The 22,023-nt window shown below is 60.0% G+C and carries 20 protein-coding genes; 10 read left to right on the forward strand and 10 right to left on the reverse strand.

What is annotated here, in order from left to right; all coding sequences use genetic code 11:
• Window positions 1-105 precede the first annotated feature (105 nt).
• On the forward strand, window positions 106-654 hold the full coding sequence (locus tag ACB030_RS00155; protein ID WP_205642216.1) for a hemerythrin domain-containing protein: 549 nt from the start codon (window positions 106-108) through the stop codon (window positions 652-654).
• Window positions 655-751: 97 nt separating this feature from the next.
• Here the strand turns inward: ACB030_RS00155 and ACB030_RS00160 are convergent, their stop codons facing one another.
• Together ACB030_RS00160 and tal are read right to left on the reverse strand one after the other, a co-directional pair.
• A complete protein-coding gene (locus ACB030_RS00160) occupies window positions 752-931 on the reverse strand; it encodes a DUF3545 family protein (protein WP_025326190.1) in 180 nt (59 codons plus the stop codon).
• 191 nt (window positions 932-1,122) lie between these two features.
• A complete protein-coding gene (gene tal, locus ACB030_RS00165; protein WP_371157075.1) occupies window positions 1,123-2,073 on the reverse strand; it encodes a transaldolase in 951 nt (316 codons plus the stop codon).
• 743 nt (window positions 2,074-2,816) lie between these two features.
• Between tal and ACB030_RS00170 the strand changes: the two genes are divergently transcribed.
• From ACB030_RS00170 to yidZ, 4 genes are all read left to right on the forward strand, one after another.
• On the forward strand, window positions 2,817-4,256 hold the full coding sequence (locus ACB030_RS00170; RefSeq protein ID WP_371157077.1) for an alanine/glycine:cation symporter family protein: 1,440 nt from the start codon (window positions 2,817-2,819) through the stop codon (window positions 4,254-4,256).
• A gap of 247 nt (window positions 4,257-4,503) precedes the next feature.
• Complete coding sequence (ampC, locus tag ACB030_RS00175; protein ID WP_371157540.1) at window positions 4,504-5,661, forward strand: FOX/MOX family class C beta-lactamase; 1,158 nt, start codon at window positions 4,504-4,506, stop codon at window positions 5,659-5,661.
• Between the two features lie 263 nt (window positions 5,662-5,924).
• A complete protein-coding gene (locus tag ACB030_RS00180; protein ID WP_371157079.1) occupies window positions 5,925-7,097 on the forward strand; it encodes an MdtL family multidrug efflux MFS transporter in 1,173 nt (390 codons plus the stop codon).
• A 13-nt stretch (window positions 7,098-7,110) separates the two neighbouring features.
• Window positions 7,111-8,118, forward strand: coding sequence for an HTH-type transcriptional regulator YidZ (gene yidZ, locus ACB030_RS00185; RefSeq protein ID WP_371157081.1), 1,008 nt, complete (start codon window positions 7,111-7,113; stop codon window positions 8,116-8,118).
• Between the two features lie 28 nt (window positions 8,119-8,146).
• Here the strand turns inward: yidZ and ruvX are convergent, their stop codons facing one another.
• The 7 genes from ruvX to metK all read right to left on the reverse strand — a co-directional run bounded on the left by ruvX (window position 8,147) and on the right by metK (window position 14,168).
• Window positions 8,147-8,569, reverse strand: coding sequence for a Holliday junction resolvase RuvX (gene ruvX / locus ACB030_RS00190; protein ID WP_025326196.1), 423 nt, complete (start codon window positions 8,567-8,569; stop codon window positions 8,147-8,149).
• Between the two features lie 453 nt (window positions 8,570-9,022).
• The gene (locus ACB030_RS00195) at window positions 9,023-9,577 is read right to left on the reverse strand and encodes a YqgE/AlgH family protein (RefSeq protein ID WP_163147787.1); all 555 of its coding nucleotides are present in this window, start codon (window positions 9,575-9,577) and stop codon (window positions 9,023-9,025) included.
• Between the two features lie 194 nt (window positions 9,578-9,771).
• A complete protein-coding gene (gene gshB, locus ACB030_RS00200; RefSeq protein ID WP_025326198.1) occupies window positions 9,772-10,722 on the reverse strand; it encodes a glutathione synthase in 951 nt (316 codons plus the stop codon).
• A 119-nt stretch (window positions 10,723-10,841) separates the two neighbouring features.
• A complete protein-coding gene (rsmE, locus tag ACB030_RS00205; RefSeq protein WP_307765608.1) occupies window positions 10,842-11,573 on the reverse strand; it encodes a 16S rRNA (uracil(1498)-N(3))-methyltransferase in 732 nt (243 codons plus the stop codon).
• Between the two features lie 69 nt (window positions 11,574-11,642).
• Complete coding sequence (locus ACB030_RS00210) at window positions 11,643-12,335, reverse strand: endonuclease (protein ID WP_162519165.1); 693 nt, start codon at window positions 12,333-12,335, stop codon at window positions 11,643-11,645.
• Window positions 12,336-12,408: 73 nt separating this feature from the next.
• Window positions 12,409-12,948 (reverse strand): SprT family zinc-dependent metalloprotease, encoded by a 540-nt coding sequence (locus ACB030_RS00215; protein WP_371157085.1) that lies wholly within the window; start codon window positions 12,946-12,948, stop codon window positions 12,409-12,411.
• 68 nt (window positions 12,949-13,016) lie between these two features.
• Complete coding sequence (gene metK / locus ACB030_RS00220; RefSeq protein ID WP_005330558.1) at window positions 13,017-14,168, reverse strand: methionine adenosyltransferase; 1,152 nt, start codon at window positions 14,166-14,168, stop codon at window positions 13,017-13,019.
• A gap of 341 nt (window positions 14,169-14,509) precedes the next feature.
• Between metK and tkt the strand changes: the two genes are divergently transcribed.
• Window positions 14,510-16,501: a transketolase gene (gene tkt, locus ACB030_RS00225; protein WP_371157088.1), complete on the forward strand. Its 1,992-nt coding sequence runs from the start codon at window positions 14,510-14,512 to the stop codon at window positions 16,499-16,501.
• Window positions 16,502-17,056: 555 nt separating this feature from the next.
• Window positions 17,057-17,737 carry a site-specific DNA-methyltransferase gene (locus tag ACB030_RS00230; protein WP_371157090.1) on the forward strand — a complete coding sequence of 227 codons (681 nt, stop codon included), beginning with the start codon at window positions 17,057-17,059 and terminating at the stop codon, window positions 17,735-17,737.
• Between the two features lie 117 nt (window positions 17,738-17,854).
• Here ACB030_RS00230 and ACB030_RS00235 read toward each other — a convergent pair whose 3' ends face one another.
• Entirely contained in the window at window positions 17,855-19,120 is a 1,266-nt protein-coding gene (locus tag ACB030_RS00235; RefSeq protein WP_371157092.1) for a RidA family protein, read from the reverse strand.
• 862 nt (window positions 19,121-19,982) lie between these two features.
• On the opposite strand from ACB030_RS00235, the gene ACB030_RS00240 reads away from it, so the two are divergent.
• The 3 genes from ACB030_RS00240 (at window position 19,983) to ACB030_RS00250 (ending at window position 21,889) form a co-directional block, all read left to right on the forward strand.
• Window positions 19,983-20,444: a GNAT family N-acetyltransferase gene (locus ACB030_RS00240; protein WP_371157094.1), complete on the forward strand. Its 462-nt coding sequence runs from the start codon at window positions 19,983-19,985 to the stop codon at window positions 20,442-20,444.
• A 75-nt stretch (window positions 20,445-20,519) separates the two neighbouring features.
• On the forward strand, window positions 20,520-20,738 hold the full coding sequence (locus ACB030_RS00245) for a hypothetical protein (RefSeq protein ID WP_371157096.1): 219 nt from the start codon (window positions 20,520-20,522) through the stop codon (window positions 20,736-20,738).
• Window positions 20,739-20,998: 260 nt separating this feature from the next.
• Window positions 20,999-21,889, forward strand: coding sequence for a hypothetical protein (locus ACB030_RS00250; RefSeq protein WP_371157098.1), 891 nt, complete (start codon window positions 20,999-21,001; stop codon window positions 21,887-21,889).
• Window positions 21,890-22,023: the final 134 nt, after the last annotated feature.

Below are 22,023 nucleotides of genomic sequence, written 5' to 3' on the forward strand. Positions count from 1 at the left end.
CGGGGGCGGGGATTGTTGCAACTGACTTGATTGAGTGCAAAGTTCGGGTAATAAATGACCGTATACTCGAGGCAGTACCTTTTCAATTCAGCGCAAGGAGTGCTCATGTTATCCAGTCTCCATAAGGACCATCTCAACATCGCCAGGCTGCTGACGCTGCTCAAGCACAAGCTGGCAGCCATCCGCAATGAGCAGCCGGTGAGCTATTTCCTGCTCCGGGACGTGGTGGACTACTTGCGGGAGGTCTCCGACAAGTTTCATCACCCCAAGGAAGACATGATCTATGACTACTACCTGAAGTACAGGGTGGTGGAGGGGGAGGTCGCCAACCGGCTGCATGAGGAGCACGCCCGCCTGCTGGTGGCTGGCACCGAGCTCAAGGAGATGGTGGAGATGATACTGATGGACGCCGTCATTCCGCTTGAGCAGTTCACCGCCAAGCTGGAGCAGTTCATCGAGCTGCAGGAGGCCCACATGAACTACGAGGAGGGGGTGATCTTCCCCCATCTGCGTGACTCCCTGACCGAGGATGACTGGCGCCACCTGGAGCAGCTCTGGCAGAACAGGGCCATCAATGATCCCCTGTTCGGGGCCGAGGTGAGCCAGCACTTCCAGGCGCTGGCCAAGCAGCTCTCGCTGCCCCCCTCACCCTGAGTGACAGGCGGGCCAAAAAACGACGCCCCGGCTTGGCCGGGGCGTTTTGTTTTACTGTGTCAGCGCGTCAGTGCCGCCATCGGCGACGCCGGTGACACTACAGTTCCAGTTCTTCCGAACCTTCATAGGCGATGTCGATGGCTTGCAGCTCCTTCTGCAGGCGGTGCTTGTCTTTAAGCGCCTCTATCTCACGCCATTTGCGTTTCTTTCCCGTTGTCCCGCGGCTACGTGAACCCAGCTCAACGACCTCGTCAAAATCGAAGTTGAACATGTCCATGGCTCCCTCCTTGGTTTTATGGTTTTCACCATTCGTATAACACGACGCATTTGAAAATAAAACGTTTTTATGACCAAGTTGTGACAATCGGGAGGGTGGATAAAAAAAACCGGGCTGCCCTGTCGGGAGCCCGGTTTTATCGCTTTATCACGCCGTTATCAGAGAGGGCAGTGACAGTCAGAGGGCCTCTTTTAGAGGCGGCTGGCCAGCATGGTTTCCAACTTGCCCTGGTCGATGGCGAACATGCGGATGCCTTCGCCCAGCTTCTCGTGAGCCATGGCGTCCTGGTTCAGTTCCCAGCGGAATTCGGCTTCGGTCATCGGAGTCGGTTTGGCTTTGCGCTCGCCGGTGTAGTCCAGTTTGCGAACCACGGCGCCTTCGCTCTTGCTCAGCTCTTCCAGCAGGGCAGGGCCTATGGTCAGACGGTCACAGCCAGCCAGCTCCAGGATCTCGCCGGTGTTGCGGAAGCTCGCACCCATCACCACTGTCGGGTAGTCGTGCTGCTTGTAGTAGTCGTAGATGGCGGTGACGGAGACCACACCCGGATCTTCGCTCGCGGTGTAGTCACGGTTGTGCTTGGCCTTGTACCAGTCGAGGATGCGGCCCACGAACGGGGAGATCAGGAAGGCGCCGGCTTCGGCACAGGCACGGGCCTGGGCGAAGGAGAACAGCAGGGTCAGGTTGCACTGGATGCCCTCTTTCTCCAGGACTTCGGCGGCACGGATGCCTTCCCAGGTGGAGGCCAGCTTGATCAGGATACGATCGTTGGTGATGCCGGCTTCGTTGTAGAGGCGGATCAGCTTGCGGGCCTTGGCGATGCTGGCGTCGGTGTCGAAGGAGAGACGGGCATCCACCTCGGTGGAGATGCGGCCCGGGACGATTTTCAGCACTTCCAGACCTATGTTGACCGCCAGCTTGTCGCCCGCGTCGATGATTTGCTGTGCCTTGTCCTGGCTCTGGGACTTGGCCCAGTTGATGGCGTCTTCGATCAGCGCCGCGTACTCGGGGATCTCGGATGCCTTCAACACCAGGGAGGGGTTGGTGGTGGCATCGATGGGCTGGTAGCGCTTGATGGCTTCGATATCACCGGTATCGGCGACAACTGTGGTCAGGGCTTTCAGCTGGGTTAATTTATCGGCCATGGCAAATATCATCTCTATATGAGGGCGCATTCTCTTGGTGAGGGCGCAGGCTCTGGGGTGGCGGGCGTGAGACGGCCGTTCTGAAATAAAATTACAAAATTCCGGCGACTCAGGCTCAGAAAAGCACGATGGGGGTGGCCCATCGCCACTGCCTGCCTAATTAATACGGATGTGGCGCTTCCTGCAATAGGGAGCCTTGTACGTGAATCACCCAGGTGGCGGGCGAGGGGGGAGTGATAGGAGGAAAGTATCTGATAAAAAACGACTTTTACTGATTTTTTGGCAACGCCAGGCGGCCGGCACAAAAGCAACTTTTTTAGTTGATTCTTCATTCTGTGCGGTGCATCACACAAATACTCTTGTCAGCTACTTGAAATTTAATTACGTGTAAAACGTTTGGCGTGACAGCCCCCTGGCTGGGCAACCTCAGAGGCAAACGCTTGCCTTTCCGCCGCCCGTCAAGGCATCTGTTTTTGCCGTCATGGGAATAACGACAGGAGAGCTCCTTTCGGGTCTTATTAGTCGGCTATGGAATCGCACATCAAGTTTTGTTGATTATTTGCGTGCTAAATGAAGCTTTTTTGCATCAAATCGCTCGTTTTTTGTCTTTCCGGTGAGCCTAATCACTATTCTGAATTCCCTCCCTATGCTAGATTCCGCCCCTTCGGCGCAATGCTAATTTGGAAATTGACAGAGAGCGGTCAGCGCAGACTGACCATGGATGTGATAACAACGAGAGAATTATGGACACCTTGATTGCAATGATTAACGACCTGATGTGGGGAGCCGTGCTCATTTACCTGCTGATCGGGGTCGGACTCTTCTTTACTTTCCGCCTGGGGTTTATCCAGGTCCGCCACTTCGGCCACATGTTCTCGGTATTGCGTAATAGCCGCAAATCCGACAGTGCCGGCATCTCCTCCTTCCAGGCCCTGTGTACCAGCCTGGCCGCCCGTGTGGGCACCGGCAACCTGGCCGGCGTGGCCGTCGCCATCTATCTGGGGGGCCCGGGCGCCATCTTCTGGATGTGGCTGATCGCCTTCATCGGCATGGCCACCGCCTTCGTCGAGAGTACCCTGGCCCAGCTCTACAAGGTCAAGGACGAAGACGGCAACTACCGTGGTGGTCCGGCCTACTACATGGAGCGTGGTCTCGGCATGCGCTGGATGGGGGTGGTCTTCTCCCTCTGTCTGCTGCTGGCATTCGGTCTGGTGTTCAATGCGGTGCAGGCCAACTCCATCAGTCTGGCCATGAACGTCGCCTTCGGCATCCCTGACTGGGTCAGCGGCCTGGCACTGGTGGTGCTGTCCGGTCTCATCATCTTCGGCGGCATCCGCAGCATAGCCCGCTTCGCCGAACTGGTGGTGCCCTTCATGGCGCTGGCCTACATACTGATGGCGCTGTTCGTGGTGGCCATGAACATCAGCGAGCTGCCCGGGATCTTTGCCCTCATCATCAAGTCTGCCTTCGGCATCGAGCAGGCGGGTTCCGGCGCCATGGGTTACGCCATCTCCCAGGCGATGATCAACGGTATCAAGCGCGGCCTCTTCTCCAACGAAGCCGGCATGGGCTCTGCCCCGAACGCCGCCGCGACCGCCACCCCCTATCCGCCGCACCCGGCGTCCCAGGGCTATGTGCAGATGCTGGGTGTCTTCCTCGACACCATCGTCATCTGTACCTGTACTGCCGCCATCATTCTGATGTCCGGCCAGTTTGAGCCAGGCTCCGGCGTGACCGGGGTCGAGCTGACCCAGCGTGCGCTCTCCTCCCAGGTCGGTGGCGGTGGCAACATCTTCATCGCGGCGGCCATCTTCTTCTTCGCCTTTACCTCCATCGTCGCGAACTACTCCTACGCCGAGACCAACCTGGTGTTCCTGGAGCACAACCACAAGGGCGGCCTGATGCTGTTCCGGATGTTCGTGCTGGGCATGGTGATGTTCGGCTCGGTGGGCGAGCTGCCGACCGTGTGGGCCCTGGCGGATGTCTCCATGGGGCTGATGGCCATCGTCAACCTGATCGCCATACTGCTGCTCTCAGGGGTTGCCATCAAACTGGCCAAGGACTACAACGACCAGCTCAAGCTGGGTCGCGTCCCCACCTTCGATGCCAACAAGTACCCCGAGCTGCGCAGTCAGCTGGAAGAGGGGATCTGGGACAACCCGCCCAAGAGCAGGCAGGCCTGAGCCCTGCGTTGATCCGGTTGGATAATGAAAGAGGGGAGCCATGGGCTCCCCTCTGCTATATGGGCTTATGCCGCCCGGGGCGGTGGGATGGCGCGACTGGATCTGGCTGAAGGGGAGGGCAGTCCTCCTTGGTATGAGTGTCGATACTTCACGCCACTTCACATCCAGCACACCTTGGCTCGTTATGCTGGCCCCACAGCTCGTCGCTGGTGCGGCGATCCCAAGCAACAAAGAGGATAGAATGACCATGCAACAACAGGTGCGGATGACAATGCTGATGGCGGGCACGCTGCTCTGGGCCGGCCTGACTCAGGCCGCTTTAGACAATCAGGCCGACCCCCTGCGCCCCCTGGTGGATGCCAGCATCCGGCCCGTGCTCAAGGAGCACAGGATCCCGGGCATGGCGGTGGCCGTGCTGAAGGATGGCAAGGCCCATTACTTCAACTACGGGGTGGCGAACCGGGAGAGCGGGGCCCCCGTGAGCGAGCAGACCCTGTTCGAGATTGGTTCGGTCAGCAAGACTCTTACGGCAACGCTTGGGGCCTACGCCTCGGTCAAGGGGGGCTTCCAGCCCGATGACAAGGTGAGCCAGCACGCCCCCTGGCTCAAAGGCTCCGCCTTCGACGGCATCACCATGGCCGAACTCGCCACCTACAGCGCCGGGGGCCTGCCGCTGCAATTCCCCGATGAGGTGGACTCCACCGACAAGATGCGCGCCTACTATCGCCAGTGGACCCCAGCCTACCCGGCGGGCACCCATCGCCAGTACTCCAACCCCAGCATCGGCCTGTTCGGCCACCTGGCGGCCCATAGCCTGGGGCAACCCTTTGAGCAGCTGATGAGCCAGACCCTGCTGCCCGGGCTCGGCCTGGCCCACACCTATCTCAAGGTGCCTGCCGCGGCCATGGGGAACTACGCCTATGGCTACTCGAAAGAGGACAAGCCCATCAGGGTCAACCCAGGCGTCCTGGCGGACGAGGCCTATGGCATCAAGACCAGCTCGGCGGATCTGCTGACCTTCGTCGGCGCCAATATGACTGGCGCTGAAGACAAGGCGATTCAGCAGGCGATCGCCCTGACCCACAAGGGGATCTACTCGGTGGGAACCATGACCCAGGGACTCGGCTGGGAGAGCTACCCCTATCCCGTCAGCGAAGCGGCGCTGCTGGCAGGCAACTCCCCGGCGGTGATTTACAATGCCAATCCGGTCAGCCCCGTTGCCGCGTCCCAGGAGACGGGGGAGGCGCGGCTCTACAACAAGACAGGCTCCACCGGCGGCTTCGGTGCCTATGTGGCCTTCGTGCCCGCGAAGGGCGTCGGCATCGTCATGCTGGCCAATCGCAACTATCCGAACGAGGCCCGCGTCAAGGCGGCCCACGCCATCCTGAGCAAGCTGACGGAGTGAGGGTTCGGCCCCGTTGATTGAGGTGAGTACGCCGGGACAGCCCGGCGTACTTTTTGGTGCTGCCCGGCACTGTCACTCCAAGACGAATGGCTCCAATGGCCTGCCCCTCGCCACAGGATTTCCAAACTGGAATCTACCGTTCGCCATCTCTTCACTCGATGCGAGCGGTGCCCCCTCCTATAGTGCTGCCCATATTCATCCTGTCCCCCCATGCTCATGCCATCGACGGTCTGAGTGGGCGGGCCCTTCGCAATGGAGCATCCATGGGCATTTTCCTGCTGTGCACTTTCCTGATGATCATCCTCTACCCGCTCGGGATCGATCTCTATCTGGTGGCCGTGCCCCAGATTGCCGACACCCTGCAGGCGAGCGAGGCGCAGATCCACACAGCCTTCTCCATCTACCTGTTCGGCATGGCGGCCACAGTGCTGCTGGGGGGGATCATTGCGGATCGCCATGGCCGGCGCTGGGTAGTGCTGGGGGGCGCCCTCATCTTTGTCATCGCCTCCCTGGTGGCGGCCAATGCGGCGGGGATCAGTCAGTTCTATCTCGGTCGTTTCTGGCAGGGGGCCGGGGCGGGGGCGCTCTACATCATGACCTTTACCGTGCTGCGAGATGTGCTGAGCCAGGGGCGGCTGGCGATGGCGCTCTCCATGATCAACGGGGTGATCTGCGTCATCCCGGTGCTGGCGCCGGTGCTGGGTTATCTCATCCTGTCGCATTTTGATTGGCGCGGGATCTTCGTGGCGATGGCGCTGGTGGCCGCCGTCAGCGGCCTGGTCAACCTGCTGCTGCTCAGGGAGACCCGTCCGGCCCGTCAACCGGGAAGTGGTGGGACCCGGCCCTTTGCCCTGCTGGGCTCCCCGCACTTCATGCTGCACTCGCTGCTGACCAGTGCCAGCGTCACCGCCATCCTGGTCTATGTGAGCGTCTCGCCGCTGATCCTGATGCAGGGGCTGGGCTTCACCACCGAGCAGTACGCCCTGGTGATGATGGTGATGGCCGGGGTGAGCATGTCCGCCTCCTTCCTGACGCCGTTGCTGCTGCGTTGGCAAGGCAAGCAGAGGGTGCTGGCGCTCTCCCATCTGGCCTACCTGCTGGCGGCCTGCCTCCTGCTCGGCAACTGGCAGCTGGGGGACGACGTCCGCTTGCTGCTGCCGGGTTTTGCCCTGGTCTGCATCGGCTTCTCCTGCGGTTTCGGGGTGGCGATGGGGGAGGCGCTGGCGGAGTGCCAGCACCAGGCGGCATTTGCCAGCGCCCTGCTCTGCATCATGCAGATCAGCCTCTCCGGCCTCTATATCTGGCTGCTGGGCCAGCTTGGCGTTCCCCCATCCGGGATGCTGATCTCTGCCCTGCTGTTGACCCTGCTCAGTTACCTGGCCGTCAAAGGGCTGTTACCATGGCTCGCGCTGCGCGAAGCGCGGTCGCGGGGATAAGGGGAGAGGAAAGATGCGCAACCTGGGTGAACTGGATTTGAACCTGCTGGTGGTCTTCAAGCACCTGATGCAGGAGCGCAGCGTGTCAGGGGCGGCCAAGAAGCTCTGCGTCACCCCCTCGACGGTGAGCAAGGCGCTCGCCAAGCTGCGGGACTGGTTTGACGATCCCCTCCTGGTGCGGGTGCGGCAGGGGCTGCAGCCGACCCAGCTCTCCCTGACTCTGGAGGAGGAGCTCAAGGCCTGGTTCCTGCTGACAGGCAGCATCACTGCTCTCAACAGCGAGGCGATCCCCGAGGGGGTCCGCTTCAGTCTGGTGATGGAGTCCCCCTTTGGCATCAGCTTCCTGAGCGAGTTGCCCATGACCATCTACCAGAGGTACCCCCACTCTGTGGTCAGGATGCTGGGGTGGGATCACCACTCCCTCAACGACATAGTCAACGGGGATGCGGATCTCGGCTTCTGCGCCCGGGAGACTCATGGTCGCTCCCAGGCCAGGGTCAACCGGCTGCCCTATTACATCGATCACGAGGTGCTGTTCACCGATCGCCCCGTGGTGTTCCTGCGCAAGGATCACCCCCTGCTCGGGCGGACGTGGTCGCTGGAAAACTTTCTGGCCTGTCCCCAGATAAGCGTGGTGTGGGAGGCCAGTGACAGCTGGGCGCTGGACGATCTGCTGGAGGATGAGGGGCAGAGGCGGGAGGTGCCCATCATGGTCGAGAGCTTCGAGCAGGCCCTGCACATCGCCTCCCAGTCGAGTCACGAACTGATCGCCGTGGCGCCCTCCTATTGCGCTGGCTATGCCGCCAGTCACCACGGCAACCTGATCGCCATGCCCCTGCCGCTCCCCGAGGCACTCTATGTACAACTGGAGATAGCCTTCATCCTGCTGTGGCACAAACGCCATAACCAGGATGCCAAGGTGATGTGGCTGCGCAATGAGACGAAGCGGCTCTATGGCCAGGCGGCGCAGGGACTGGCCCTGTTCCCGTGGGACGGGGGAGAGGCGGCGGGAGATGCCTGATGCAGGGGGCCTGGCCGGCCCCCCGGGTTCAACCGTATTGCTCTTCCATCCAGGCTTCGACGATTAGCTGGGCGGAGACCCCGTCCACGCTACCCTTGTCCAGCGCCTTGTAGCCGCCGCGCTCGAACAGGCGGGCGCGGGCATCCGTGGTGGTGAGCCGCTCGTCCTTGAACTCCACCGGCTTGCCGAAGCGGCCATGGAGGCGGTTGCCGAACTTGCGGGCACGCACCGTGATCTCCTGATCCGTGCCATCCATGTTCAGCGGCAGGCCGACGATGAGCAGATCCGGCTGCCACTCCTTGAGCAACTTTTCAATCTCGTCCCAGTTGGGAATGCCGTCGTTGGCCTTGAGGGAACGAAGGGGTTGGGCCGTGCCCGTGAGCTCCTGGCCGATGGCGACGCCAATGCTCTTGGTGCCGTAGTCAAAACCCATGATGCTGCGTGATGACATGGATGTCCTCGAAAAAAGATGAATAAAAAGATGTCGTATCCCCTCACCCTAGCCCTCTCCCGAAGGGAGAGGGAACCGATCGAGGTTATGCTCGCTCAAATCTGGCTAACTCCGTTTTAGCTGACAGGTTGCCACAGATATATCCGAAACGTGCCGATTTACCCCCTTCTCCCCTCGCGGGAGAAGGGCTGGGGATGAGGGGCCCTAAATGGGAACTGCATCAACTAAAGAGCGTGACAAGGGATCTAACTGTGCCCCACCTGGCTGGAGAGATGCAGGGGATTGACGCCTATGCTGATGACGACAATGGCCTGCTGCCAGCGCTGGTGAATGTGCGTGTCAAACATCATCAACTGTGCCCCACCTGGCTGGAGAGATGCAGAGGGTTGACGCCTATGCTGATGACGACCATGGCCTGCTGCCAGCGCTGGTGAATCTGTGTGTCAAACATCATCAGCTGTGTCCCACCTGGCTGGAGAGATGCAGGGGGTTAACGCCTATGCTGGCGGCGGCCTGCTGCCAGCGCTGGTGAATGGGGGTGTCGAACACCAGCCTGGGGTTGGGGGGGATCACCAGCCAGGCGCCATCCACCAGCTCCTGCTCGAGCTGCCCTGCGCTCCAGCCAGCGTAGCCCAGGGCCACCAGCCAGTGGTCCGGCGCCTCGGCGGTGCCCAGGGTTTCGAGGATGTCCTTGGAGGTGGTGACCATCATCTCGTCGCTCACCTGCAGGGTGGAGTTGAAGCCGGGCCTGAAGCTGTGCAGCACGAAGCCGCGATCAGCATGGACCGGGCCGCCTTGCAGCACCGGCTGCTTCATCTCGGCGGTGGCAGGGGGGCTCAGCTTGAGCTTGGTCAGCATGGCGTCCAGGGACATGTCCACCGGGATGTTGACCACCAGTCCCATGGCTCCCTCGCTGCTGTGCTCGCACAGATAGACCAGGGAGCGTTCGAAGTAGACGTCCGTGAGGCTCGGCATGGCGAGCAAAAAGTGGTTTTGCAGTGTTTGCATAGATATCAAAGAGTGCAAAGGTATTTGGGGTGATTATGGCAGTTGACGGCGGCGGGCAAAACCGCTTTTTCGCGCAGAAAAGCCGGAAGTCCGGGGGCTGGCTCACATCGTCGCGCAACAGAAAAGAGCAGGGGCCGCGTCGGCCCCTGTGGAGTCACTGTCTGGTTGACGGCCTCAAGGGGCGTCACCCTGGGTTATTTTCCCAGCCGGCGTTCGATGGCATCCATCAGCATGCCGGTGATATGCACCGGGAAGGCCGCCTCGATTTCACGGATGCAGGTCGGGCTGGTGACGTTAATCTCGGTCAGCCGATCGCCTATGATGTCGAGCCCGACGAAGATGAGCCCCTTCTCTTTGAGAGTGGGGCCGACCGCACGGGCGATGGCCCAGTCCGCCTCGCTCAAGGGACGCGCCTCGCCGCGGCCGCCGGCCGCCAGGTTGCCACGGGTCTCTCCCTGGGCCGGAATGCGGGCCAGGCAGTAGGGAACCGGCTCGCCGTCCACCACCAGCACCCGCTTGTCGCCGTCCTTGATGGCGGGCAGGAAGGTCTGGGCCATGCAGTACTGGCTGCCGTGGGCGGTGAGGGTCTCGATGATGACCCCCACGTTGGCGTCATCTTCCTTCATGCGGAAGATGGAGGCGCCGCCCATGCCGTCCAGGGGCTTGAGGATCACGTCCTTGTGCTCGGCGTGGAAGGCGCGCAGCTTGTCGGCGCGGCGAGTGACCAGCGTGGTCGGGGTGTGCTCGGCAAACCAGGCGGTGTAGAGCTTCTCGTTGGCGTCGCGCAGGCTCTGGGGCTTGTTGACGATGAGGCAACCCTCGTCCTCTGCCCGCTCCAGCATGTAGGTGGCGTAGATGAACTCGGTGTCGAAGGGGGGATCCTTGCGCATCAGGATCACGTCCAGGCTGGAGAGCGGCTGATCCACCACCTCCCCCAGGCTGAACCAGTGGGCGTAGTCATGCTTGACGGTGAGCGGGCGCATGGTGCCAAACGCCCGTCCGGCCTGCATGTAAAGATCCTTCATCTCCAGATAGAAGAGCTCGTAGCCGCGCTTTTGCGCCTCTTCGAGCATGGCGAAGCTGGAGTCCTTCTTGATGTTGATGGCCGAGATAGGGTCCATCACTATGCCGAGTTTGATGGTCATCCGAGATTCCTTCTGGTGGCTCGATTGGGTGGTAGGGGCGATTAGCGAAGCCTAATCGGCCGTTTGAGGCTGCAATCGTTCGATGCCGCCACGCGGCTGGTCGACGCTGCCCTCTGGTATTAAGCGAGATCGCCGAAGCGGCACTGCAGCGCCGTAATGGCGGTCAGGGCGGCGGTTTCGGTGCGCAGCACCCGTGGCCCCAGCAGCATCTCCTTGAAATCCTCTTGCACGGTACGGGCGATCTCGTCGCTGGACAAGCCCCCTTCCGGGCCGATCAGCAGCCGCACCCCGTGCTCGGGGACCGGCAGGGTGTTGATGCTGTACGGGGCGCGCGGGTGCAGGTTGAGCTTGAGCTCCTGGGTCTCTTCCGCCAGCCAGGCATCCAGCTCCATGGGCATACGCACCTCGGGCACCACATTGCGGCCGCACTGCTCGCAGGCGCTGATCACCACCTTCTGCCACTGCTCGCGCTTCTTCTCCAGCCGATCGGCCGGCAGCTTGACGCCGCAGCGCTCGGAGAAGAGGGGGGTGATGCAGGTGACGCCGAGCTCCACGGATTTCTGGATGGTGAAGTCCATCTTGTCGCCACGGCTGATCACCTGGCCCAGATGGATGGCGAAGGGGGATTCCACCGAGCGGGCCTCGCAGCTGTCGATGCGCACCTCCACCGACTTCTTGCCGACGCCTGTGATGGTGGCGGCATATTGGTTGCCGTCGCCGTTGAACAGCTCGAGCTGCTGACCCGGCTGCATGCGCAGCACCCGGCCTATGTGGTTGGCACCGTCTTCCGACAGGGCGAGAGTCTGGCCCACCTGCAGGGCGGCCGGTTCATAGATACGTGGAATGCGCATGGCTGATCACAATCTCTTGGCTTGAACGCGTTGGGTGATGGGAGGGGTGACCCTCCCTGTCAAATGGGGCTATTGGCACTGCTTTTCAATGAAGGGGTTGGTATTGCCCTGCAGTTTGCCGATGCGGCTGTTGCGCTCGCACTCCCAGCGGTCGGCCGGGTACTGCCTGTCCCAGGCCTCGAACAGTTTACGCTGTTGGGCGGCCAGGCGCAGCCCATACTGCTGGCCCATGTAGAGGTAGGCACGGGCTATCTGGCCGCGCACCGGCCCCTTGGGCGGCTGCACCCGGCGATCCTTGAAGTCCACCAGCATCTGGCACTTGCCGTACTGGTTCGGCTTGCCGTTCCAGTCGGAGAAGCGGTAGTTGGCCCGATCGCCGTTGACCTCGCCGATGGCGGGGAAGAGGTTGTGCATGTCCCCCTCCATCTTGTTGAACTCGTCGCTCTTGCCGCAGTTCTTGCGCCCGCCCTCCTGCCAGCACTGGAGCTGGTGGCCGAACTCCCAGGCGGGGACCACGTGCTCCCACTCGATGCGAGAGGCGCGATTGGCCTGCTTGCGCGGCAGGTAGCCGCAGCTCTCCCAGTCCGGGGCCATCTGCTTGCCGCTGAACTTGATGTTGCAACCGCAATAGAAGGTGGTGGGGTGGCTCTGGTAGAGCTTGTTCAGATCCTGCTTGGCGGCGCGAAAGGTCTGAGGGGCCTCGGCATGGGCCGGGGCACTGACCAGCAAGGCCAGGCAGAGGGAAATCAGAGGGCGAAACATGAAGATCCTTGGCAATGAAACGAGTGAATGAAGAAGCTGCGCACCCTAACACAGGGGCGCGACACGGGTTGACTCAATCCGCCGGCGACCCCGGCTGCAATACCAGGGGCTGGCGGCAGCGGCGGCAGTGATAGCGGGCCTCGCCGCGCACCACCTTGTTGTGACGACGCACCGAGAGCTGATGCTGCTGGCAGGCACAGGCGTAGGCATGGGTGCGCTGGGCCAGCACGGCGAGATCGAAGCTGTGGGTGGTGTTGGGGGCGAGGCCGAACACCTCCCGCATCACCGACTGCCACTGGCGGCCGTGGGGCAGCACCCGCGACTTGCCGCGCCCTTCCCCCCAGAGCGCATAGACCAGCAGGTGCGCCACCTCATGGGGCACCACCTCGGCCAGAAAGGCCTGCTGGTTGGCCTGATAGAGCGCCGGGTTGAAGCGCAGCTCCCAGGTTTGCAGCCGCGCCGACCCCGCCGCCCGGCCCCGCATGTTGCAGTGGATCTGCGGGCGCGGGAAGGGGCGGCCGAGGCGTGCCTCCGCCTGCACTAAGCAGGCGTCGACCCGCTGGTGCAGCAGCTGGAGCAGGGATGCGTCGAGTTGGACTCTGGTGGCAGACATAGAGGTCTTGTCGGGTAGCGGATAAGCAAAAGGGGAGCCAGGCTCCCCTTTTATCACAACGGCCAGCCTTACAGACCGGCGGCGTCGCGCAGCAGAGCGGCCTTGTCGGTCTTCTCCCAGGGGAACTCGTCACGGCCGAAGTGGCCGTAGGCGGCGGTTGCCTGGTAGATGGGACGCTTGAGATCCAGCATCTCGATGAGGCCGTAGGGACGCAGCTCGAAGAACTCGCGCACCAGCTTGACCAGCAGCTCCTCGGCTACCTTGCCGGTGCCGAAGGTCTCGACGCTGATGGAGGTCGGCTCGGCCACGCCGATGGCGTAGGAGACCTGGACTTCACAGCGGGCAGCCAGACCGGCAGCGACTATGTTCTTGGCCACGTAGCGGGCGGCGTAGGCGGCGGAGCGGTCCACCTTGGACGGATCCTTGCCGGAGAAGGCGCCACCACCGTGACGGGCCATGCCGCCGTAGGTGTCGACGATGATCTTGCGACCGGTCAGACCGCAGTCACCCATGGGGCCGCCGATGACGAAACGGCCGGTCGGGTTGATGAAGTACTTGGTGTCCTTGTTGATCCACTCGGCCGGCAGCACCGGCTTGATGATCTCCTCGCGCACCGCTTCCACCAGATCCTTGTGGCTGATGGAGTCGCAATGCTGGGTAGAGAGCACCACGGCATCCACCCCCAGGATCTTGCCTTCGCTGTCGTAGGCGAAGGTGAGCTGGCTCTTGGCATCCGGACGCAGCCACGGCAGGGTGCCGTTCTTGCGCACTTCGGCCTGACGCTTCACCAGCAGGTGGGAGTAGGTGATGGGGGCGGGCATCAGCACGTCGGTTTCGTTGGTGGCATAGCCGAACATCAGGCCCTGGTCACCGGCACCCTGCTCCAGCGGATCGGTACGATCCACACCCTGGTTGATGTCCGGGGACTGCTTGCCGATGGCGTTCAGCACGGCGCAGGAGTCGGCATCGAAGCCCATGTCGGAGTGGGTGTAACCGATTTCGCGCACGGTGTCGCGCACGATCTGCTCGATGTCGACCCAGGCAGAGGTGGTTACTTCGCCAGCCACCATCACCATGCCGGTCTTGACCAGGGTCTCGCAGGCGACGCGCGCCTTGGTGTCTTGCACCAGGATGGCGTCCAGCACCGCATCGGAGATCTGGTCGGCGATTTTATCGGGATGGCCTTCGGAGACCGACTCGGAAGTAAACAGCTTTGCCATGATTGGTTCTCGATTCGTATGGGGTTATCGCCTTGGCCATAACCGGAAAATGACAGTATGTCTGTAGAGGTATCTACATCTGGACGTCTATTTTAATTAGGTCACTGGGTGATTGCCAGCACTATTTGGGGTTGGACCCGCCCGGGCCAAGGCTGAGGGGGCAACCACCCCGATGGGGGTAAGAGAGGGGGCGGATTGAATCGTTTTCCCGGGCCAGAAAAGCGATTGTGCTCCCAAAGCCACTTTATTCGCCCAGATAATATTTGCACCGCGCCCGCCCTGCTGGGACAATAACGCGCCTTAATCTTGGCCATCAAATGAAGCAATCGCAGGAGATACAGATGCCTTCTCGTAAAGAGCTTGCCAATGCCATTCGCGCATTGAGTATGGATGCCGTTCAAAAAGCCAACTCCGGTCACCCGGGCGCCCCCATGGGAATGGCAGATATCGCCGAAGTGCTGTGGCGTGGCCACCTCAAGCACAACCCGAACAACCCCAAGTGGGCCGACCGTGACCGCTTCGTGCTGTCCAACGGCCACGGCTCCATGCTGCTGTACTCCCTGCTGCATCTCTCCGGTTACGACCTCTCCATCGATGATCTGAAAAACTTCCGTCAACTGCACTCTCGCACCCCGGGTCACCCGGAGTACGGTTATGCCCCTGGCATCGAAACCACCACTGGTCCCCTGGGTCAGGGCATCACCAATGCCGTGGGCATGGCGATCGCCGAGAAGGCCATGGCCGAGCAGTTCAACCAGCCGGGTCACGACATCGTCGACCATTACACCTACGCCTTCATGGGCGACGGCTGCCTGATGGAAGGTATCTCCCACGAGGCGTGCTCCCTGGCCGGTACCCTGCAGCTGGGCAAACTGATCGCCTTCTGGGATGACAACGGCATCTCCATCGACGGTCATGTGGAAGGCTGGTTCACCGACGACACCCCCAAGCGTTTCGAAGCCTACGGCTGGCACGTCATCCCGGCCGTTGACGGTCACAACCCGGAAGCCATCAACGCCGCCATCGAAGCCGCCAAGGCCGAGACCGGCAAGCCGACCCTGATCTGCTGCCGCACCATCATCGGCTACGGCTCCCCGAACAAGTCCGGTTCCCACGACTGCCACGGCTCACCGCTGGGCAACGACGAGATCGCAGCCGCCCGTGCCTTCCTGAAGTGGGATCACGCGCCCTTCGTCATCCCGTCCGAGATCGCCGCCGAGTGGAATGCCCAGGAGAAAGGCACCAAGCTCGAATCCGACTGGGCTGCCAAGTTTGCCGCCTATGAAGCCGCGCACCCGACCCTGGCTGCCGAATTCAAGCGCCGTACCGCAGGCGAGCTGCCGGCCAACTGGGCCGCTGAATCTGCCAAGATCATCGAGACCCTGCAGGCCAACCCCGCCAAGATCGCGACCCGTAAAGCGTCCCAGAACGCCCTGGAAGCCTTCGGCAAGCTGCTGCCGGAATTCATGGGTGGTTCCGCCGATCTGGCCCCGTCCAACCTGACCATGTGGTCCGGCTCCAAGTCTCTGACTCCCGAGAGCGCCGCAGGCAACTACATCCACTACGGCGTGCGTGAGTTCGCCATGTCCGCCATCATGAACGGCATCGCCCTGCACGGTGGTTTCATCCCCTACGGCGCCACCTTCCTGATGTTCATGGAGTACGCCCGCAACGCCCTGCGCATGGCCGCCCTGATGAAGCAGCGCGCCATCTTCGTTTACACCCACGACTCCATCGGTCTGGGTGAAGATGGCCCGACTCACCAGCCGGTCGAGCAGATCGCCTCCCTGCGTCTGACCCCGAACATGAGCACCTGGCGCCCCTGTGACCAGGTAGAGTCTGCCATCGCCTGGAAGCACGCCATCGAGCGCCATGACGGCCCGACCTCCCTGATCTTCTCCCGTCAGAACCTGCCCCAGATGGACCGCACCGCCCAGCAACTGGCCGATGTGGCCAAGGGTGGTTATGTGCTGAAGGATTGCGCCGGTACCCCGGAGCTGCTCCTGATTGCCACCGGTTCCGAAGTGGAGCTGGCCGTGGCCGCCTATGAGCAGCTGACCGCCAAGGGCCGCGCCGTGCGTGTGGTCTCCCTGCCGGCCACCGACGTGTTCGACGCCCAATCCGCCGAGTACAAGGAGTCCGTCCTGCCGTCCAGCGTCACCAAGCGTGTCGCCATCGAAGCGGGCATCGCCGACTACTGGTACAAGTACGTGGGCTTCGGCGGCAAGATCATCGGCATGACCACCTTCGGTGAGTCAGCTCCTGCCGAGCTGCTGTTCAAGGAATTCGGTTTTACCGTGGAAAATGTGGTTGCGACCGCAGAGTCCCTGTAATCGCTGAATATTCAGAATATAAAAGCGCCTCTCTAGAGAGGCGCTTTTTTTTACACGAAAAATTTCATGCCTGCTTAGGACTTCTGAGTTTATGTAATTAAAATTACATAATGACAAGGATCTCAAAATAAAATAAAAAGGCTTCATACAAACCCCATTTAGCAGTAGGTTAGGCATCAGTATTGATATGTTTAATATCATTACTATGAGATGGAAATCAGAGTATTGATGAACTCTGAAATTTTCAAAGCCTAAAATAGGGAGTATTTAGATGCCTTGCCAATGCTGTGGTAAACAGTTGAATATCGGAGTTTTACATAAGCGCGATGAATTAGATCATGAATACAAGTCCTGCCCTCGGTGCTCTGATACAAATGGAAGTGAACATGTTTTTCATCGTCATCCAGAGGCTTTTGGCCAAACGCCTGCACGTAAGACACCAACTAACCCTCAGGGTGATCAGAGTTATTGTGTCGATTGCCGGACATTAGACCCGGGTGCTCCATCAACGGTATACTTGAATGGTAAACCCTGTAGTTTTTTTAAGTAGATAAAATGAATCTATTCCGTGATGATGCTGTGAAATGGTTGTCAACGCTTGCGGATGCAAGCGTTGATCTTATTATAACGGATCCCCCATATGAGTCTTTAGAGAAGCACCGGAAAATTGGGACAACAACTCGTCTTAAAGTAAGTGATGGCTCAAGTAATCAATGGTTTGATATTTTCCCCAATGAACGCTTCGAAAGCTTATTTTTAGAGCTTTATCGAGTGTTAAAGAAAAACTCACATTTTTATCTATTCTGTGATCAAGAGACAATGTTTTATGTAAAACCAATTGCGGAAAAAGTTGGTTTTAAATTTTGGAAGCCAATCGTCTGGAATAAGATGGCAATTGGGATGGGATATCATTATCGGGCCAAGTATGAATTTATCCTTTTCTTTGAAAAAGGAAAAAGAAAACTAAACGACTTGGGTATTCCGGATGTCCTAGAGTGCAAGCGTGTTCATCGTGGTTATCCCACAGAGAAACCAGTTGCATTATTAGAGACTCTCATCTTACAGAGTTCTGGTCATAGTGATTTGGTAGTAGATCCATTCTTTGGTTCTGGTTCAACTTTGTTTGCAGCTAAAAACCTTGATAGGAGAGCTATGGGATGTGATATTTCAAGTGCAGCTCACGAGCATTTCTATAAAAGAATGGGAAAATATTTAAATGACAGCGAAATAGCGTAATTGCTATTTAAGCATTGCAGTTTTTTTAAATAAGATGTCAATCTATTTTAGTCGCATTTTAAATTTAGTAAAAAGAGACCGGCCATCAGCCGGTCTCTTTTGTATTTACCGTAACTCTTACGCCTGCGGCGGGGTACTTTCCGCATTGGAGAGTACGGCATCCATCTGGATCAGGGCGCTGGCGGGCAGTTCGCTCACGCCAATGATTGTGCGGGCGGGCAGATAGCCCGGGAAGTATTGGGTATAGATGGCGTCAACCTCCGCCAGATCCTCGATGTTCTTCACCTGGATATTGACCTTGACGATATCGTCCATCACATGGCCGATGCTCTCCACTATGGTCTTGATATGGCCGAGGCACTGGGCGGTCTGCTCACGGATACATCCGGTCAGCACCTTGCCGGTGGCCATGTCGATCGGCAGCTGGCCGGCGATATGGTTGTAGTGGGAGAAGGCGACGCTCTGGCTATGGAGCGGGCTGCGTGGCGCCTGGTCTGTGTTGCGGGCACGGATCACCAGGTTGTGTCTGTCTTCCACCAGCTGGGGCGGGGTGCCGTCACCGTGGGAGATGACCGCATCCATCTGCACCCGGGCGCCCATGGGCAGGGAAGAGGCCGCGATCACGCTGCGGGCGGGCAGATAGGCGACGGCGCGGGCGATGGCGGAGTCGGGGAAGAAGGTGCGGTAGACCTCGTTGACGGCCTCCAGATCCGCGAGGCTGGTCAGATAGAGGGTCACCTTGACGATATCGTCAAAGGGCACATCGATGCTCTCCAGCACGTTTTTGATATTGCGCAGGCACTGGGCCGCCTGCTCCTGGATGCCACCGGCAACCAGCTGGCCGGTGGCGGTATCCACCGGCAACTGGGCACCGATATTGTTGTAGTGGGAGAAGGCCACCGTATGGGTCGAGAGCGGGTCGGCCGGTGCCCGGCAGCTGTTTCGGGCGAGCTTGATCAGGGGGCAGGGGGCCTGCGGGAAGGTGCCTTCCCCGTTGGAGAGCAGGGCGTCCATCTGAATGGCGGCGCCTAGCGGCAGGGCCGCCACCGCCAGCACGGTACGGGTCGGCAGGTTGCGGTGGAAGAATTCCCGATAAACGGCGTTGACCGCCTCCAGATCCCCCATGTTCTTGAGGAAGAGGGTGACTTTCACCATGTCGTCCATGACGTGGCCGATGCTCTCGACGATGGCCTGGATATTGGTCAGGCACTGTCTGGCCTGGGCCTGGATATCGCCACTCACCAGTTTGCCGGTCCGGGGATCGACGGGGAGCTGGGCGGCAATATTGTTGTAGTGGGAGAAGGCCACGCTCTGGGTGCTGGGGCCCAGATCCTGGGGTGCCTTGGGGGTATTTCTGGCGGATTTGATGATGGTACCACTCATGGCGATACTCCTTGTTTAATCATTATTGGTGTAGGTACGGGGTCGCCCTCCCTCATCCCCTGATTGCTGCCCCGACTCGCAAGCGGATCGGCTCTCCTCTTTATTTCGGCAATAGCCAGCCATGCCCGGCAAATAATGACGGGTTGCAATGGGAAGCGGCCAGCACTGCCTCGAATATTGAGTCAAGGTCGCCTGCTCAGGCGATCGGGTAACAGAGGTATGGATTGGGTTGGTTATCTCAGACAGGAGGATTCTATGAGTGGCATTCAGGGGATGCAAACCGGGATCTCATTTCTATGAGATGGCTCAATGCTCTGACATTTCGCCAAATTGCGGTTCGATTCACGATGATGGAGGGTAAAGGACGATTCAAACAGCCCTTTTTACACGGCAAGGCCGCTGGGGCCGGGTTTTTCACCGGAATAATTGCGGGGCCAGCTGTGAATAAAGGGTTAAATTTATGCCTCATCTTGCAGCTAATGAATTTTATTGTGCATAGATATGTGTTTCCACTGTTTTCAGGGGGCTATCTAGCCGACTTGAAATATGCTAGTCACCGACCATGCAAGCGCAAATAAAGTCTCCTTTGAAATAAGATTCAGCCTTTTTGCATGGGCGGTATATCCGCGGTGCGCCAATGCCCGAGAGGACTCATCGAACAGGGAATATATTCTCTGGTCGACCCGGGTTGCTGGGTATCCTGGTTAGCCGCGAGGAGGCTGGCGGTCACTCAGAGAGGTGGAGTGCCATGGTGACTGGATCTGGTCTGCTCCATCGCGTATCAATGAAGGCTGACCCTGCGTCCCCCTGACCAGTCCGGTCAGGTTGCCATCTCTACCCAGTTTGCAAGGAGAGCACCGATATGGAGATTGTCATCGACCGCCTCGACGGTCCCGAGATCGCCGCCTTTCTACAGGCACACCTGGATGACATGCGCGCCGTCTCGCCGCCAGAGAGCAAGCATGCGCTGGATCTCGAGGGACTCAAGGCGCCGGCCATCACCTTCTGGTCCGCCTACGACGAGCAGACGTTGGTGGGCTGTGGTGCCATCAAGGAGATTGCACCGGATGGCGGGGAGATCAAATCGATGCGGGTGCATGGTGCCGCCAGGGGCAGGGGGGTGGGATCGGCCATCTTGCGGCACCTCATCGCCATCGCGAGGGGACGAGGCTACCGCTACCTGACGTTGGAGACGGGCTCCATGGCGTTCTTCACGCCGGCCCATGCCCTCTATCGCAAGCACGGCTTTATCGATTGCGAGCCGTTCGGGGACTACCGGCCAGACCCCAACAGCCTCTTCATGGCATTGCGCATCGAGCAGTGATGTCGATGCGTTGCATCTCCTCTGTCGTGGCAACAGCAGGTTGTGTCTCTATCTGACAGGCAATGGGGGCGCAATATGAGTAGCCCTGTCCTCTATGCCCTCATCTGGTGGCCGATGTTGTTGCCAACCGTCCTCATCAGCCCCTGCTCGCTGCTATTGGGGCTGGCCACCCTGGTCGGCAGTTGGGGCGAGCAGGGATCCATGGCCCTGCTGTGGCTGATCCCGGGGTTGGGGTTATCCCTCTGGCCGTTGCTTGCGGCGGCTGATTTCCTCACGGGCTTCCTGCGACTGTGATGCACTCGCCATGGTGACAGTCCCGAACCCGGTTCACTGTATCCGGACGCCGGGGCGTGGCTCATGGCCAACCCGGCTCACAACTTTTGACTAAAAAGTTAATAACTGACTCGAATGGGAGGGGGATCGCTGTTTCAATTCGTTATTAATCATATGATTAACTGTGCCGCTAGCACCCCGTCCGAGGCGACTGGATGCACGGGGACACGACTACCCAGAGGCGGCGCCCGTGATCATCATGAGCCGACTGTGGAGGATTTATGCTGGGTTATATATTGGGTGATATGTACAGCCGTTCCTGCTCCTTCCGACCTCCCCCCCGTCTGGGCAAGCACTTTCCACTCTCTCCCGACTACCAACTGCGCGGCCGTGCCGGCGCCGCCATCATGACCATAGAGACCCTGCTCGAGACCCCCTATCCCCAGAAGAAGTTCAGGGATCTGGTCTATGGCGCCTTTATCGAGCGCCAGCGTCGCCTGTTTGCCGAGCAGGTGGTCATTGCCCAGATGGAGGGCAGCCAGGATCTGGCGATCGCCATCGACCTCTCCTTTATCAGCACGGCTGTGCCCATCGGCCTGCTCGCCATCTCGGAGGAGATAGCACTGCTGACGACGCCACGTCCGACCAAGACCCACCCTCATCGGGAGGGGCTGTGCCAGGCGCTCGACTGTACCGGCATGTTGATGTTCTATGCCAAGGTCATCCGCCAGCGCAATGCCGTGCTGGAGCACATCGGGCACCAGTTCGGGTATAGGCCGCAGGCCGAACTGGTGGCCAGAACTGGCAAGGGGGGAGAGGATGACTACGTGGCCTTCATGGTCAATATCATGACCTGCATCGCCCATTCTGGATCCCTCAAGGAGGCGCTCGAGAACGGCATCAAGATGGGGCTGCGCGAGCCCGCCTTCTTCTGCATCGTCGGGGCTGTCGCCAGCACCCTCTGGGGCGTACCCAAGCCCTGGGCCTATGAGATCTCCCGGTTTATCCAGCTCCACCAGCCTCATTACCTGCAGATCCTGTTGCGCTGCGAGACTCGGGTCGGCCGTGCCCAGATCAATCTGATCCCCCCCAAGCCTCCCCTGTGTGCGCCGGTCAAGCGGCAGGTGAGCCGTTTCCTGAGGTGGGCAGGCTCGAGTGCTCGGCCGTTGTGAGGTAGAGGCGGATGTCGCCATCCATCTGCCCGCACTCACCCTTTCGCATATCACTGTGCGTTGCCCGCTCTTTCAGCTGCGCCCGGTGGTGATGTCTGGGTGGCCTCCGCTATTACGGGGAAGGGGTTGTCAGG

Source organism: Aeromonas sp. S16(2024), from assembly GCF_041403065.1.
GTDB lineage: Bacteria > Pseudomonadota > Gammaproteobacteria > Enterobacterales > Aeromonadaceae > Aeromonas.